Origin of the sequence: Shewanella frigidimarina NCIMB 400 (assembly GCF_000014705.1) — a bacterium.
GTDB lineage: Bacteria > Pseudomonadota > Gammaproteobacteria > Enterobacterales > Shewanellaceae > Shewanella > Shewanella frigidimarina.
Window position 1 is genome coordinate 1322788 of record NC_008345.1, and the last position, 16153, is coordinate 1338940.

Genomic DNA, 16153 nt, shown 5'->3' on the forward strand with positions numbered 1-16153 from the left:
ATTGAACTACGTTATTTATCGCTCAAAAAGCCTGACTTGTTCAGGCTTTTTTGTAGGTGTAAACCGTGCTCGTGTTATTTGAATTGCTATTGGTATTATTGTTTCAGCAGAAAATTTTCATTCTATGGTGATCTAAGACATTGAAGATTGGGTGAACTAGGATGCAGCAAAAAATTATCGGTTATCATTTGGATGAAGAACAGCATTGGGTGGCAGAATTAGGCTGTGGTCACTTTCAGCATGTACGCCATAATCCGCCTTGGACTGTTCGCCTTTGGGTGACGACAATCGAAGGTCGGCAACAACAATTAGGAATGATCCTTAATTGTAAAAAATGCGATGTTGCGGCACCGCCAGATAGTGTCGACTAAATTGAGTTTACCTATCTTAAGACGTTAAATCACCAGTGGCTCGACACCACCATAAATACGCGGCAATGTAAGTACATATCATGCTGTCCATTACCATTGATAACCAAAACCCATCGACAAAAGCTTGATTGGCATGACTCAATACCAAGCTAACAAAAAACAGCTTTTCAATGAGCGCAATGCAAAATAGCGGCTTTATCCAAGTTGAACGCACCATCGCAATAAAAAAACTGCATCCAACCATTAATACCATAAATCCCCAATGCTGAATAAATATCGTGTCACTGGGCTGATAGGTTAGTTGGTTAAGATTTTCGACAGCCCATTGTGGGAATAAGGTATAAAGCCCGCCTAATGACGTGCCTATACCTGCAAGGAATAATGCTGTTTGTCGAGTTTTGTGCAGAAAATGAGTCATGTGTGAGTCCGTTCAAAGTTATTTTATCGCCATAGTGTCATGTTTTAGATTATTTTCCGATTTTTGTTATCCATAAGTGATTGTTAAGATTCCGGCGTGATAATGGCCCCCATCATCGCAATCCTACCGAGGTTTTTATGCAAACACAGACTACTTATCCACGACTCCATCGTCTTATTCATTGGGGATTGGCATTGACTATGATGGTGATGTTATTAACTGTATTACTAAGGCTTGGGTGGATGGAGAAAAACCATATGGCCGCCATAATTCATCAAGGCTTAGCGAAAATAGATGTCATTATTACCGATAAACAAGCGGTGAGCATTGCCAAAGGTATTCGTGGCGTTATGTTCCAGTGGCATATTTATTTTGGCTATGCGGTTGGGGTATTTGTATTCGCTCGGTTTGTTTATATGGCTAAATTTGGTCTGCATTATCCGTCACCTTTTTCACGCCAAGCTACCACAAAGCAAAAGTTTCAGGCATGGGTGTATTGGGTCTTTTATGCCGGCGTAGCGTTATCGGTAATAACAGGTTTGTTACTCAAGTTTGGTCCTGAAGCAATAGAACAGCAGGCTGAAACGATTCATAAGTTGGCATTGTGGTATTTCATCCCTTTTATTAGTTTACATTTAGCAGGGATTTTAGTGGCGGAGTCAGGCAACGATAAAGGCATCGTGTCGAAAATGATTGGCGGCTAATGTTAGTTTCATTTTTTTGAATGGCATAAATGGTCTTTACGATATCTTTACAATGCTTAAGTAAATCTTAAGATTGGTGGCCTATGTTGTTTGCTATCGGTTCATTAGGTGAAAATATGATGTCAATTGGGTTATTTTGTCATTTTCGTAACATTAAGTTTATCGCGTTGAGTTTGGCTATTGGGTTAGGTGTTAATGCCCAAGCTCAAGCCGCTCCCTCATTAGAACATGATGTGTTAGATCAACAAGGCGCAAGTGTCAGTCTGCAACAGTTTGCTGGCAAAGTGGTTTATGTTGATTTTTGGGCATCTTGGTGTGCTCCGTGCCGTAAATCATTTCCGTGGATGAATGCAATTCAGGCTAAATATCAACAGCAAGGTTTAGAGGTTGTAGCGATTAATCTTGATGTTGATACCGCCTTAGCCCATGAGTTTTTGAGCAAGCTGCCAGCAACATTTAATCTTCGTTTTGATCCTGAAGGTGATATTGCTCAAGCCTTTGACTTACAGGGTATGCCAAGTAGCTTTTTGTTCAATCGTAAAGGTGAATTAGTGCAAACTCACATGGGTTTTTTTACTGAAAACATTCCCGCCTACGAGCAAGAAATCCAAATGTTGTTACAGGAGTAAATTGATGACAAAAGCATTTTATCAACCATTTGCCAAAGCTGCCGTGGCATTAGCCATTGTCAGTAGTTTGGTTGGCTGTTCGAGCTTAGGTGTGCAACCTTGGGAAAAAGATCAATTAGCCCGTGCTGATATGGCTTTGAACAGTGAAAAACTCGATCTCGCGTTAGATGATCATATTTACTTTAGCAAAGAAGGCACCAGTGGTGGTCGCTCATTAGCGGGCGGAGGTTGTGGATGCAACTAACATCTAAGCAAAGTATTGCCAGTGCGTTGGCATTGGCAAGCTGTAGTTTGTTGAGCCAACAGGCCAGTGCTGCAGAACCTATTCCTGCCACTGATGATTGGAAGGTCGATGCTGCCATTATGTATTATGGTGAGCAAGACCGTGTTCAAGCCGCAGAAGCGATTGGTAATGTACAAAAAGCCTTTGGTGATAGTTCGTTATTGGACCTTAAAATTGTGGTCGACAGTTTAACTGGTGCATCAGCTTCTGGTGCAGTGGCCCAAAGTGACAGTCAGACTTTCACGCGTCCATCGGGTGATGGCCAATACACTGTTGCTGCTGGTGATACCCCGCTGGACGATACCTTTCATGATACTCGTGTTCAGCTAAGCGCTAATTGGCAAGAAGTGCTTAATCAAGATTGGACTGGTAATATTGGCGTGTATGGTTCGAAAGAGTTTGATTATCTTTCAATGGGTATTAATGGTGGTCTTGAGCGTAGTTTTAATAAAAATAACACAACGTTGTCATTGTCGGGTGCTTTTACCAATGATGTAGTAGATCCTGTTGGCGGCCGCCCAGTGGCAATGTCAGAAATGGTATTTCGTGGTAATTATGCCAACGATGCCGATTATCAAGCAGCCTTCGATCAAACTCGTTTAGCGGACGATGATACTAAACAAACAAGCGATATTATGTTTGGCGTGACTCAGATTATTAATCGTAATTGGTTGATGCAAGCTAACTATGGTTTATCAAGTGTGTCAGGCTACATGACTGACCCGTACAAGATCCTTAGTGAGGTCGATGTTAACGGTCAAACACAAGCTTACCGTTACGAAAATCGTCCAGATTCACGCCTTAAGCACAGTGTGTTTTTACTTACTAAAGGCGCGCTGGATTCAGGTGTAGTTGATTTTTCATATCGTTACAGCACTGATGATTGGGAAATTCAATCGCATACTTTAGAGACCCATTATCGCTACTATTTTAGCCCAAGTATGTACGGACAATTACACTTGCGTTATTACCAGCAGCAAGCCGCTGAGTTTTATCAACCATTCTTAATGAGTGGCGATGCAATACCTGAGTATGCCAGCGCAGATTATCGCATTGGTGATATGACGGCTTACACCATAGGGCTTAAATTTGGTCAGCGTTTATCGGGTGGCCATGAACTAAGTTATCGTATTGAATATTACCAGCAAAATCCTGAAAATAATGGCACAGAGATACCTGGTCAGCTACAAAACTACGATTTATTCCCAGCGGTGAAGGCGATAGTAGCTCAAGTGAGTTATTCGTTTTAAGATGAACGTATCATCAATAAACAGAGTCATTTAATTTGCTTGAACCACTCAAAACAATGTCAAAAGCCCCAAAAGTGATGAGCTTACAGCCTCGTCCTTGGGGCTTTTTAGGTTCATTTAACGCTATGGCTAGCCCATGTGAATTATTAATGGCGATTGATGATGAGCATACTGCGAGGCAAATGCTGACTATTGCTTACGACGAAGCAAAGCGTATAGAACATAAATTTAGCCGTTTTATTGAAGGTAACGTGGTGTGGCAGTTAAATCATGCCCAAGGTAAAGCAACCTCGGTCGATGCCGAAACAGCTCATTTATTACAGTTTGCTCAACAGTGTTTTCAATTAAGTGAATCAGCTTTTGATATCAGTGCCTGTCCTTTAATGGCGTTATGGCGCTTTGATGGTAACCATCGAGTGCCGTTACAAACTGATATTGATGCCGCTTTGCTTAAGGTGGGTTTTGATCGCATTGCATTGACTGATAAGACCGTTTGCATGCCTGCAGACATGAGTGTCGACTTTGGCGGTATCGGTAAGGAATATGCGGTGGATCGCACTGCACAAATATTAGCGAATCGTTGGCCAAATCAATCGGTATTAGTCAACTTTGGGGGCGACATTGCTTGCCCTATCACCAAAAGTGACGGTTGGCAGGTTGGGATTGAAAACCCGAATAAGCTTGATAACGCTGCAGCTCTGTTAACCATTCGCCAAGGGGCGTTAGCCACTAGTGGCACGACTCGGCGTTATATTGAGGTAGACGGTAAACGTTATGGGCATATTATTAATCCTCAAACGGGATACCCTGTAGAACAAGCGCCATTATCTGTCACTGTGCTGGCGCCCAATTGTGTTATGGCTGGAATGTTGGCCACAATGTCGATGCTAAAAGGAGCTGATGCTGAAGATTTTTTACAGCAACAAGGTGTCGATTTTAAGGTATTTCGTTAATGAATAAGGGTACTGAATGCGAGTGTTATTAGTAGAAGATAATAAGCTGTTAGCACAAGGCATCGTGATGAGTTTAGCTAAATCAGGTATTCAGGTCGATCATTTAGCATCATATAATCAAGCTCAAATCGCTTTAGAAAATGAAGATTTTAGCGCCATTATTCTCGATTTAAGTTTACCCGATGGCAATGGTGCGGACTTATTAAAACAGTGGCGTAAAAATGGTATCTCGTTACCTATAATTGTGTTGACCGCAAATACAGATTTTGACACCCGCTTAATGTGTTTAGATATTGGTGCAGATGATTATTTAAGTAAGCCTTTTGATGTAAGGGAATTAATTGCGAGGCTTAAAGCGATTATTCGACGTCAGCATGGCCTAGATAATAACCAATTCAGTTATGGTGCACTCAATATTGATTTTGCCCGCTGTGAAGTTCATTTTCGCGATGAGTTAGTGTCGCTTTCACGTCGTGAATATCAATTATTACTCGAATTTGCTCAATCAGCAGGCCGCGTGTTAACCCGTAATCAACTTGAACAGTTAACTTATGGCTGGGATGAAGTTGGCAGCAACTCTATTGAAGTGCATATTCATCATTTACGTAAAAAAACCGCCACTGAATTGATCAAAACCGTGCGTGGTATAGGCTATATATTAACTGAAACGGTATAGTCTTTTTAGCCGTTAAATAGGTTAGATGAAATTAATGGTGGGCAGCCAAGCTGCGGGTTAATTACACTTAATACAATAAGGATATTATGTTTTCATTACGATTATTATTAAGTTTGATTATGCTGGTAGGGATTGTTCTCACGGTAACTTTTTCGAGCATACTCAGTACCCGCGATGCTATGCATGAAGTCGAAGAATTGTTTGATGCGCAGATGGTGCAAACCGCCAAAATGTTGGAACAGTTTTATGTCGAACATTTAACAGAAGCTCAACTGGCACAATTGCTCCAGCAGCCAAGTTTGTTCCATGTTGCGGATTCAAAGATAGAAACCTTTGCAGAACAATCGAATCCTGTCACTTTGTCTTATGAGCATAAATTATCATTTCAATTACTGTCCAGCTCGGGACAGTTACTCGCGTACTCTGATAGCACTGGCGAACAACAATTAACCAATTTCACTCAAGGTTATGATATTCATCGAATCGATGATGAGTTATGGCATGTATACAGCTTTTTCTCATCGCCGCATCAAGTATGGATTGTGACTGCGCAACGTGATGATGTTCGGCAAGAATTAGTCTCATTAATCATCAGCAACACCTGGCGCTCGCCATTAATGATTACCCCCATTATGGTATTTTTTATGTTAGTGCTGACTTATTTCTTATTTAAACCAGTTAAATTATTAGAACGTCACCTAGCTAACCGCTCAGCCCAAGACCTAACCCCTATCAATTTCACTTTACCGACAGAGTTAGCGTCAACACAAAAAGCCCTTAATAGCTATTTGCTGCGCATTAGCGAGACGATGATCCGTGAACGTCGCTTTAGTGCCGATGCAGCCCATGAACTTAAAACGCCATTAGCGATTATTAAGTTACACAGCGACGGCTTAAGCGATGTATTGTCTAGCCAAACACCAGAGATCCAGCAGACAACTTTGCCGTATATAGAAGCCATAGGCGAGGGCGTAAACCGCATTAGCCATACTGTAGAGCAGCTGTTGTTATTATCACGCGTTGATGCCATTGAGGCGTTAAATAAAACCGATTGTAAGCTGCAAGATGTTATTGAGAATGTGATAAATCAGCTAGTACACATCATTGCCGATTACGAGTGGTATATCGTTGTTCCTAAAGATATGACCATCAATGCCGATCCGTTTTACATTGAATTGGTACTGAAAAATATTATCGAAAATGCTTGCAAATATAGCCCTATAGAATCATTAATTACCATTACGGTTACTCAGGACGAGCAGCAGACGATGATTTGTGTACTTGATCAAGGCAAGGGAATGTCTGATGAAGAAATTAGCTTAGCCAAAAATCGCTTTTATCGAGTTGATGAAAACGCTTCACACGGTGCCGGTTTAGGCTTGTCGATTTGCCAGCATATTATCAGTTTACATCATGGTGAATTGACTTTTAGCAAAGTAGAACCTCATGGCTTAAATGTTTGTATCGTCTTACCTCATGCTCAGATTTAGTGTGCGAACTGATAACTTTATTGATTTTATATATAAAAAAAACAACACGAGAGGCAAGGTCTACTCGTGTTGTTTAGTGCTTTAGCTCGCTGATTTTTTTGACTGTTTACTGTCTTTCTCTTGAAGGCTTTTCTCTTGACTGTTTGTCTCTTGAAGGCCCTGCGTCTCTTGATTGGCTTGTACGGCGTGATGATGAATTATCACGTTGCTGACTCATTGAGCGCGAAACTTGCTGAGGAGTCGATCGAGTTGTTTCGCGAACTTGCTGCTTTTGCGGTTCACTCCTACGAATTTGTTTCACTTGCTGTTGTGGATTGCGCATCGCGTTAACGTGCGACTCACGCGACTTTTCAACTCGAGTGTTACGCTGTGCTTGTTGTAATTCTTGAGTGCGCGGCTTGCTTGTTATATTTGCCACCGGTTTTGCCTCATATTTAGGCCTAGTTTGGGCCACATCGCGCTGGCGACTGTAATTTGACTTCATCGGCTCGCCTTTACGCTCAAACGACTTTACCTGTGCTACAGGTTGACGTTGTTGGCTTAGATCGCGTTTTAGCTGGTTACTTCTGTGCTCTATCGGCTCATTACGGCCTACGCTTCTTACTGTCGATTTTTCGCTACGCTTGTCATGCTTGTTGCCATGGCTTACTTCTTTACGCTGCTCATTGACCTTGGTTGAGTAATGACGAGGTTCATTGGCGTGCTGGCGTTTAGGTTCACGTGAATAGCTTACTTGCTTGTTACGCTTTTCATAATGGCCGTTATAACGTTTGCTGATCACTTGGCTGTGGTAAGCCACACCCTTGCGATGCTTAGGTTTATGTTGCCAATGTTGGGCTCCATGGCTGTAACTAATTTTCCGTGGTGTGTAGTAACGGTAGTTTTGATGTACTGGCACCGCAATCACGCGGCGGTCATGCCAATGAAAACCACTAAAAAAGAAATTAAAGCTAATGCGTACTCCGCTGTCCCAGTATATCGCGCTGTGGTTAGGGCGATAATGTACGTAAGCAGGTGCATGCCAATAAACGGGTGGATAACGATTCCAGCGCCAATTGCCATAAACGATACGGCTGTCGTAGTAAGGCACGTAAACAATTTCTGGGCGAACTGATTCAATAATAATCCGGCGCTCGACTCGTGACACTTTAACTTGCTCAAGGTCGGCTAAGTTGTTGGCTTCGTCAGCTTGTTGCCTTAACGATTGAATAGTGTCTAGCATGCGACCTTCGTCTTGCAAAAATGCATCGCCTACGCTTTGAGTCCACGCTAAATCATCATTTAAACGCTCTAATACATTGGGAAATGCTACCAATGCTTTCACGCTTGGGTCCCAGTCTTGCGACTCTACCTCGGTCATAATTTTGTTGGTGTCGCGGTTACCTTGGTTTGCTAACCAGCGTTTTGCTTGGACAATTTCTAATGGATACGTTGACGCTATTAATATGTGGGTTAATAAACTGTCTGGATATAGCGCTATTGGCGCGAGCATTTGTGCCAACTCAGCATCACTCACCACATCATCTGCTGCATTATAAGTGTATGAATTAGTTGGTTGCGCCGCTTGTACATTTGTTAATGGCATACAGACCAAGGCTAAGGCGAGTAATGCCTGAGCGGGTACGTGAATGGCTTTTTTCATGTTATCTCCAGCGTCATTGATGACTGTTAGGTTCATCATAACGAGCCGAAGATGAACATAAGCTGAAAGCTAATAACTGAAATTAATACGCTAGAACTATGCGAGAGAAATAAACGAGAGGAGTAAGCTAGATAAATTAAACAAATAATATATAACGACAACCTGAGGTAGGCGTTTACTGTTGGAAAAAAAACTCAAATTTGGCGCCACCCAATGATGCCGACTGATCAACGGTAAGTTTACCGTGATAACTGTCGACAAGATCTCTGACTATTGCCAGTCCTATCCCGTGACCTTGAGTGTAAGTGTCTGCACGGATCCCCCGTTCAAAAATATGCTGCTGTTTATCTTTAGGGATACCTTCACCATCATCTTCAATTGTTATGCACAGCTGATTTCCTTGCTGCGTAAGGGTTAATATCACCTTTGTTTTAGCAGCCTTACAAGCATTGTCGAGCACATTGCCAAGCATTTCTGTTAAGTCTGCTTCATCGCCTTTAAAGCGCGCTTGTTTGTTGGGGTGATACTCAATGGTGAGGTTTTGATGTTGGTATATCTTACTTAAGGTTCTGACTAATTTAACGGCAATACTGTCAACATTCACCCCTAAATGCCAAGCACTACCCGCTGCGCTTTGTGCCCGCTTTAGTTGGTAAGCAATAATTTGGTTTATACGATTAATTTGTTCCATCGAGGCTTCACTTAGATCCGCTTGAGTTTGGATTACCGCTAAAGGTGTTTTTAAACTGTGGGCTAAATCGGCTAAAGCATTGCGGTAGCGTTTGCGCTGACTTTGTTCGGTTTGCAATAAGGTGTTTAACTGTTGCGCTACTTTTTGCAATTCCACTGGGTAGCGAGTACTGAGTTGCTTTGATGTGCCTTGTTCTACAGCACTCAGTTCTTGGCTAAATTGACCTAATGGTTTTAGTGTCCATAACAACCAGCTGAGCTGTACGATAACCAATAAAGCAGTTAACACCAACAACCAAGTCCATAAGGTGTTAGAAAACTTTTGGATTTGTTGTAGGTATTCTTGTTGGTTTTTTATAATGTGCAGCGTCATGGTAAAAGGCTGTTCGCTGGTGGCAAAACTCACGCTAAAACTGTATATCAACTGCGGTTTGTCATTAATCAATATCGAGTCGAAGGTACTTCTACCGGTTGCGGGTTTGGGTAAGTTAATCGGCGTGTTGAGGCCGAGAAATGAGTTTGAAGTCCACAGTAGTTGGTTATCTTTAGTGGTGATTAATGCATAAAGACCTGAACCAATCACATTGAATTGGTTTTCAAGTAAATGAGACGGCATTTGTAATTGGTTATCTTCTACTTCAGCCATGGCTAAAACAGAGTAAACATAGGCTTTCAACTGGTTTTTTGCAGCAACATTTATTTGGGTTTCGAAGGCATTATTAACGGTTATACCGATAATAGGCAATAATACCAAAATCAGTAATAACGCACTGACCACAATGCGGACTTTAAGCGAGCTGAGTAGTTTACGCATCTGGGGCTAACTGTCGTAGTCGATAACCTTGACCACGCAGTGTTTCAATTAATTGATATTGATTGTCGGGGTCGAGTTTTTTACGTAACCGACGGATAAATACTTCAATTACGTTGGAATCTAAATCAAAATCCTGGTCATAAATATGTTCAATTAAACTGCTTTTTGAATGTACCGACCCAGGGTGCAGCATCAGGTATTCAAATAGTTTGTACTCAGAACCACTGAGGTTAATTATTTGCAGGCTCTTTTTAATTTCTAAACTACGGGTATTGATACTAAAGGGACCATTTTGAATTACTGGACTGGCTTTACCTGCGGAGCGGCGAATTAATGCATTAATTCGCGCGACAAGTTCTTCTAGCTGAAACGGCTTACTTAAGTAATCATCAGCGCCAGCATCTAAACCAACCACTTTATCTTGCCAACTGTCTCGAGCGGTTAAAATAATGATCGGGTAGCTAATGTCTTGTTCACGTAGTTTACTGATTAATGACAAACCATCAAGCTTAGGTAAACCCACGTCGATAATGGCGACATCGTATTGATATTCTTGAGCTTGAAATAAGCCTTCTTCACCATCGCTGGCAACATCAACTGTATATTGCGCATCAATAAGGTGCTGTTTTATGTTTGCTTGTAGGGCTAAATCGTCTTCGACCAGTAATAATCTCATGGGCTAGTTCCTTTTAACCGAGCCATTGGTGGCATCGACTAACACATAAAAAATAACGCCATCATTGGTGAGTAATTTAATCCGATAACCAGGATGTCCATTGACGTTAGCTGATTGCACTTTTAATACTTTACCCGAATAACTCCGCTGAGCCATTTGTACTGCTTGCTGGGCGCTATTAACTACCAGATTGCTGTTCTGCTGGTTATTGTTTTGACGATTATTATTTGGGCCAGGGGATAACTGAGCACCAGCAGATGAATGTAATGCAGCTGCATAGGACGGCACTGAGCACGTTAATGACAGTAGCGCTAACATCAGGCCTAACATGGTTGCATTTACGTTGAGCATACGCTGCATATTGTGTTCCCTAATAACCTCATTATTGCCAGTGTAAAAGATCCCTTTCTATATAGAAACATCTACTTAATCTTATTGGGTAAATAGCCGTAAGCGAAACATAAACGCCCGTAAGATATCGGTAAATACAAATGTGTCGATGATTTGAGTTGGCAGTATAAGGGGTAGCAGATGAACATTAACTGAATGACTTACGCCTATGGTCAGTTTTTGCGGTATTGATTTATAACAGCGTCACTAACGGGTAGCGTTAACGGAAGTCTGCCGTGTTGCTATGTTCAGCTTACGTTCATTTTGATTAGGGTTAAATGGCCTTAATATCAAGACTGTGAGGAACTAACATGAAACATAATACTGCCAAGACAGCCAATCTATCGACTATTAATACCCAGTTAAAATGGGGCGTAAGTTTATGTGTTGCCAGTGCACTCTGGTTAAGTTCGCCAACAGTACAAGGCGCCGAACGGATCTCTGAACAAGCTTTTGGTACATATAGCCAAGCAAGAGTCATTAATCCGCAAACGCCAGAAACTGAAGCTGACAAGCAGGCTAGGGTGAGCGCTTTACATGAGCAAGCTAAGTTGCAAAGTAACGTTGCAACACTGAATAAAAAAGTCACTCGTGAACAAGTGATGGCAAAAAATAAAAAAGCTGCCGCAACGACGGAAAACCAGCAGCAACGAGCGTTGGCGCAGCAAAACCAGGTCGTGTATTACGATTTTTCCTTCTATGGTGCCGATTCAAGTTTATTTGATGATTATGATTATGATGGTTTTTATCAAACCTTTAGTGTGACCTTTGATGCAGATATTACCAGCAGCGCGGGCGACATTCAGGCTGATGTATTTGCCGAATTATATTTAAGTCAAGACGGTGGACCGTGGCTCCATTATTACTCAACCGACGTATTCACCCTCCACGCAGACTCTAGCAATGATGATTACGAAGTGCTAACAACGTTAGCCAGTGGTTATCAAGCCGATCATTATGATGTATTGATCGATCTGTATGAGCTAGGTTATGCCGATCCGGTCGCGACAATAAGTAGTGATGAGTCCAATGCCTTGTACGCGCTGCCACTTGAAAGTAGCGACCGTGATGCGGTTTATGTGGAAGAGATTTATATTGAAACTGAACATTCAGGCGGGGCCTTATCTTGGTTAAGTATAGGCTTACTGGCCGGTGTTATTGGGTTTCGTAGACGTTTGATTAATAAAAAATAACGTAAGATTAATGCTTATGCACCTTAGATCTACGTTAGAATGGTTATTTTTGATTTTGTCAGTTTTTACTTATCCATCTGGGATAAGTAGTTAGGAGTATGTATGTTAGTAAAGTTAAATGCATCGTTGTTATGCAGTTCATTAATTGGTTCGGCGCTGTTGTTGTCAGGTTGCCAGTTACCTAATCCTTATACGGGCGAATCAGAAAATGCTAAAGCGACAAATGGCGCTATTATCGGTGGCCTTTCTGGCGCTGCCATTGGTGTGCTTTCATCAAGCAAAAGCGATCGCGGTAAAGGTGCATTAATTGGTGCAGCATCTGGTGCGGCTCTTGGTGGTGGTATTGGTTATTACATGGATGTGCAAGAAGCAGAATTGCGTAAACAGTTAAAATCAACTGGCGTGAGTGTGACGCGCAACGGTGACAATATTGTATTGAACATGCCTAATGAAGTGACTTTTGCGGTTGATCAAACTGTACTAAGCTCACGTGCTAAATCAGTATTAAACAGCGTTGTATTAGTTGCCAAAGAATATGATGACACTCGTTTAAATGTGATTGGTTATACCGACAGTTCAGGTTCAGATTCTTATAACCTGCGTTTGTCACAAGTTCGAGCGAGTGAAGTTGCGCAGTATATGACGAGCCAGAAAGTCAGCGGTTCACGTGTGTCTTCTACTGGTATGGGCGAGTCAAGCCCAATTGCCAGCAACTCTACCGAACAAGGTCGTTCGCAAAACCGTCGTGTAGAAATTGTATTAACACCAATGGGTAAGTAGTTTTAGCCGTGAGTGTGGTTAACAAGCGATGCTTGTTGACCTTTAAATAAAAAAGCCATCGAAAGATGGCTTTTTTTGCTTAACCGATAACGGAGTTAGTGAACAATAATCTAGATGACTACATGTATATGGCACAGATAATTTGGTATCTATGGATGGTAAGTGATCTAAATAACAAGCATACATAATCGATAATCTATCTGTTTCACGTTACGTCCTTTTGCCACATTTCTATCATCGAAACCATGCTTGTTATTTAGTTGAAACATCTGTCACGGTGGAGGTGACACTTCCTTGCTTTAACCGAGTATGAATAACATCACCATTGCTTAATTGATTGGCATTTTCGATAACATGCTCATTGGTACTTGTGATTGAATAACCTCGGCTTAAGGTTGCCAGTGGGCTGACGGTGTCAAGATTATGGGCGGCTTGTGAAACTCGTGATTCAGCCTGTTTAAAATAGTCTTTACTGGCGTCGTTAAAGCGTTCAATTAAATAGCCAAGCCGCTGTTTTTCTAAGGTTAAGGTGTTAACTGGTGAACGTTGTTGCAAACGATTATGTAATTGCTGGTGGCGTAAGGTTAAGCGACTGAGTTTATGCTGTAAGGCATTTTCTAAGCGCATTTGAATTTCGTCAAACCGTTGTTCAAATTGCTGCAGTTTATGTTGCGGCTCATGGCGTTGAAGCTGATGAGATAACTGAGTTAATCGTCCATATTGCTGCAATTGGTAATGCTTCATCCCTTGCTGCAAACGCGATAATAATAGCGCCAACTTTTCTGCTTTATTGCCTTTGTCTTTTGATAATAATTCAGCACCGGCTGACGGTGTTGGGGCGCGTACATCGGCTACATAATCACTGATAGTGGTATCTATTTCATGGCCAACCGCGCTAACAACAGGCAGTGCACTGTTGTAAATCGCATGGGCTAAGTGTTCGCTGTTGAAGCACCATAAATCTTCTAACGAACCGCCACCACGGGTAAGCAACAGCACATCAACTTCCATGCGTTGATTGGCGGTGACAATTGCTTGGCAGATTAATTGACTGGCTGTAGCACCTTGAACTTGAGTTGGGTACACAACCACTTCGATTGATGGATCTCGGCGTGCCAATACATGCAAGATATCTCGCAACGCTGCCCCCGTTGCCGATGTGATGACACCAATTCGTTGGATATTGGTTGGAATAGGGCGTTTGGTTTCTAGGGCAAATAAGCCTTCAGCGGCCAATTTTAGTTTTAACGCTTCAAATTCCTGTGCGAGTAGTCCGTCACCTGCTGGCAGCATTGACTCTAGTAGCAGCTGATAATCGCCACGAGGCTCGTAAACACTGATGGCGCCTTTAATCAACACTTGTTGACCATTGACGGGTTTAAAGCGCACAGATTGATTACGGCCCTTAAACATGGCACAGCGAACTTGTGAATGAGCGTCTTTTAACGTGAGATACCAATGCCCTGAACTTGGAGCCGAAAAGTTTGATATTTCACCATTTAGCCAAATTTTGCCAATTTGTCCTTCAAGAATATGCCTCACTTCGCTATTTAATTGCGAAACACTATAAACATTGTTTTTTGTGGCACTCATGAGAGTTCTCATTCTAACGTTAATAAAAATCTATTTTCCATTTACCAACTGCAATATGCAAGGTATAATCTCGCCGCAATATTTCACCTCAAATCCTACTTACTAGGGAGATGTTGCCATGCTACGTTTACTGAAAGATGCACTAACCTTTGATGATGTGTTGTTGGTTCCTGCCCACTCGACCGTACTCCCTAATACCGCTGTTCTTAAAACTCGTTTAACGACTAAAATCGAATTAAATATTCCACTTGTGTCAGCCGCCATGGACACTGTGACTGAATCTCGTCTTGCGATCGCGATGGCGCAAGAAGGTGGTTTAGGATTCATTCATAAAAACATGAGTATTGAGCAACAAGCTGAAGAAGTCCGTAAAGTTAAAAGTTATGAAGCCGGTATTGTTCAAGACCCCGTTACTGTTACGCCTACCACAAGCTTAACTGATTTACGTTTATTAACTGAACATAATGGTTTTGCTGGTTACCCTGTAGTGAATGATGCACACGAACTTGTGGGTATTATTACAGGCCGTGATGTGCGTTTTGTGACTGATTGGAGCAAAACCGTTGCCGACATGATGACCCCAAAAGATCGTCTAGTCACAGTAACTGAAGGTACTAAGTTAGATGAAGTGCAAAAACTAATGCATTCTCATCGTATTGAAAAAGTCTTAGTGGTTGATAAAAACTTTAAACTTAAAGGCTTAGTCACCGTTAAAGATTTCGAAAAAGCTGAACGCAAACCAAACGCATGTAAAGACGAATTAGGTCGTTTACGTGTTGGCGCAGCCGTCGGTGCTGGTCCTGGCAATGAAGAACGTGTTGACGCGCTCGTAAAAGCCGGTGTTGACGTGTTATTGATTGACTCATCACATGGTCACTCAGAAGGCGTATTGCAGCGCATTCGTGACACTAGAGCCAAATACCCTGATTTGCAAATTGTTGGCGGCAACGTTGCCACCGCATCTGGCGCACTTGCGCTAGTTGAAGCGGGCGTTAACGCCGTTAAAGTCGGTATCGGCCCTGGTTCAATTTGTACTACTCGTATTGTAACGGGTGTCGGTGTACCACAAATCACTGCGGTATCTGATGCTGCTGAAGCCGTACTCGCGTTAGGCATTCCTGTTATTGCTGATGGCGGTATTCGTTTTTCTGGCGACTTAGCTAAAGCATTAGCTGCAGGTGCATCATGCATCATGGCGGGTTCTATGTTTGCTGGTACTGAAGAAGCGCCAGGTGAAACTGAACTTTACCAAGGTCGTGCTTATAAATCATACCGTGGTATGGGATCTCTGGGTGCTATGGGCCAAACTCAAGGTTCATCTGACCGTTACTTCCAAAGTGACAACGCAGCAGACAAATTAGTACCTGAAGGTGTTGAAGGTCGCGTGCCGTACAAAGGTAAGTTGAAAGAGATCATTCACCAACACATGGGCGGCTTGCGTTCATGCATGGGCTTAACCGGTTGTGCCACGATTAAAGAGTTAAATGAAAAAGCACAGTTTGTAAGAGTGACTTCAGCAGGTATGGGTGAGTCACACGTTCATGACGTGACCATTACCAAAGAAGCACCAAACTATCGTTCATAATTACTGTAAGGGCGAC

Annotated in this window: 17 protein-coding genes; 11 read left to right on the forward strand and 6 right to left on the reverse strand. The window is 42.2% G+C overall.

Translation table 11 applies throughout. The features are described from left to right. The first annotated feature begins 161 nt into the window (after positions 1-161). A complete protein-coding gene (locus SFRI_RS05785; RefSeq protein ID WP_011636595.1) occupies positions 162-371 on the forward strand; it encodes a DUF3565 domain-containing protein in 210 nt (69 codons plus the stop codon). Positions 372-387: 16 nt separating this feature from the next. On the opposite strand, the gene SFRI_RS05790 is transcribed toward SFRI_RS05785, so the two are convergent. After that, complete coding sequence (locus SFRI_RS05790; protein WP_011636596.1) at positions 388-789, reverse strand: hypothetical protein; 402 nt, start codon at positions 787-789, stop codon at positions 388-390. 137 nt (positions 790-926) lie between these two features. On the opposite strand from SFRI_RS05790, the gene SFRI_RS05795 reads away from it, so the two are divergent. From SFRI_RS05795 to SFRI_RS05825, 7 genes are all read left to right on the forward strand, one after another. Beyond that, positions 927-1493, forward strand: a complete 567-nt coding sequence (locus SFRI_RS05795) for a cytochrome b/b6 domain-containing protein (RefSeq protein ID WP_011636597.1) — start codon at positions 927-929, stop codon at positions 1491-1493. A gap of 152 nt (positions 1494-1645) precedes the next feature. Continuing rightward, the gene (locus SFRI_RS05800; protein ID WP_041413446.1) at positions 1646-2122 is read left to right on the forward strand and encodes a TlpA family protein disulfide reductase; all 477 of its coding nucleotides are present in this window, start codon (positions 1646-1648) and stop codon (positions 2120-2122) included. A gap of 4 nt (positions 2123-2126) precedes the next feature. Then, on the forward strand, positions 2127-2366 hold the full coding sequence (locus SFRI_RS05805; RefSeq protein WP_011636599.1) for a DUF4266 domain-containing protein: 240 nt from the start codon (positions 2127-2129) through the stop codon (positions 2364-2366). Then, positions 2357-3655, forward strand: coding sequence for a DUF3570 domain-containing protein (locus tag SFRI_RS05810; protein WP_011636600.1), 1299 nt, complete (start codon positions 2357-2359; stop codon positions 3653-3655). The genes SFRI_RS05805 and SFRI_RS05810 overlap by 10 nt, the downstream gene beginning before the upstream one ends. A gap of 56 nt (positions 3656-3711) precedes the next feature. Then, positions 3712-4608: an FAD:protein FMN transferase gene (locus SFRI_RS05815; RefSeq protein ID WP_011636601.1), complete on the forward strand. Its 897-nt coding sequence runs from the start codon at positions 3712-3714 to the stop codon at positions 4606-4608. Between the two features lie 16 nt (positions 4609-4624). Next, entirely contained in the window at positions 4625-5284 is a 660-nt protein-coding gene (locus SFRI_RS05820; protein ID WP_011636602.1) for a response regulator, read from the forward strand. 86 nt (positions 5285-5370) lie between these two features. Further along, positions 5371-6774: an ATP-binding protein gene (locus SFRI_RS05825; RefSeq protein WP_011636603.1), complete on the forward strand. Its 1404-nt coding sequence runs from the start codon at positions 5371-5373 to the stop codon at positions 6772-6774. A 106-nt stretch (positions 6775-6880) separates the two neighbouring features. Here SFRI_RS05825 and SFRI_RS05830 read toward each other — a convergent pair whose 3' ends face one another. From SFRI_RS05830 to SFRI_RS21215, 4 genes are all read right to left on the reverse strand, one after another. After that, positions 6881-8416, reverse strand: coding sequence for a DUF3300 domain-containing protein (locus tag SFRI_RS05830; RefSeq protein WP_011636604.1), 1536 nt, complete (start codon positions 8414-8416; stop codon positions 6881-6883). Positions 8417-8591: 175 nt separating this feature from the next. Beyond that, positions 8592-9920: an ATP-binding protein gene (locus SFRI_RS05835; protein WP_011636605.1), complete on the reverse strand. Its 1329-nt coding sequence runs from the start codon at positions 9918-9920 to the stop codon at positions 8592-8594. After that, positions 9913-10596: a response regulator transcription factor gene (locus SFRI_RS05840; RefSeq protein WP_011636606.1), complete on the reverse strand. Its 684-nt coding sequence runs from the start codon at positions 10594-10596 to the stop codon at positions 9913-9915. Before SFRI_RS05840 ends, SFRI_RS05835 begins: the two co-directional genes overlap by 8 nt. A gap of 3 nt (positions 10597-10599) precedes the next feature. Beyond that, entirely contained in the window at positions 10600-10956 is a 357-nt protein-coding gene (locus tag SFRI_RS21215; RefSeq protein ID WP_011636607.1) for a PepSY domain-containing protein, read from the reverse strand. 341 nt (positions 10957-11297) lie between these two features. Between SFRI_RS21215 and SFRI_RS05850 the strand changes: the two genes are divergently transcribed. Both SFRI_RS05850 and SFRI_RS05855 read left to right on the forward strand, forming a co-directional pair. After that, positions 11298-12179: a choice-of-anchor H family protein gene (locus tag SFRI_RS05850; protein ID WP_011636608.1), complete on the forward strand. Its 882-nt coding sequence runs from the start codon at positions 11298-11300 to the stop codon at positions 12177-12179. 102 nt (positions 12180-12281) lie between these two features. Next, positions 12282-12959: a YiaD family glycine zipper/OmpA-like lipoprotein gene (locus SFRI_RS05855; protein WP_011636609.1), complete on the forward strand. Its 678-nt coding sequence runs from the start codon at positions 12282-12284 to the stop codon at positions 12957-12959. Between the two features lie 252 nt (positions 12960-13211). Here the strand turns inward: SFRI_RS05855 and xseA are convergent, their stop codons facing one another. Next, positions 13212-14552: an exodeoxyribonuclease VII large subunit gene (gene xseA, locus SFRI_RS05860; protein WP_041412834.1), complete on the reverse strand. Its 1341-nt coding sequence runs from the start codon at positions 14550-14552 to the stop codon at positions 13212-13214. A gap of 118 nt (positions 14553-14670) precedes the next feature. Between xseA and guaB the strand changes: the two genes are divergently transcribed. Next, positions 14671-16137, forward strand: a complete 1467-nt coding sequence (gene guaB, locus SFRI_RS05865) for an IMP dehydrogenase (protein WP_011636611.1) — start codon at positions 14671-14673, stop codon at positions 16135-16137. The last annotated feature ends 16 nt before the right edge of the window (positions 16138-16153 follow it).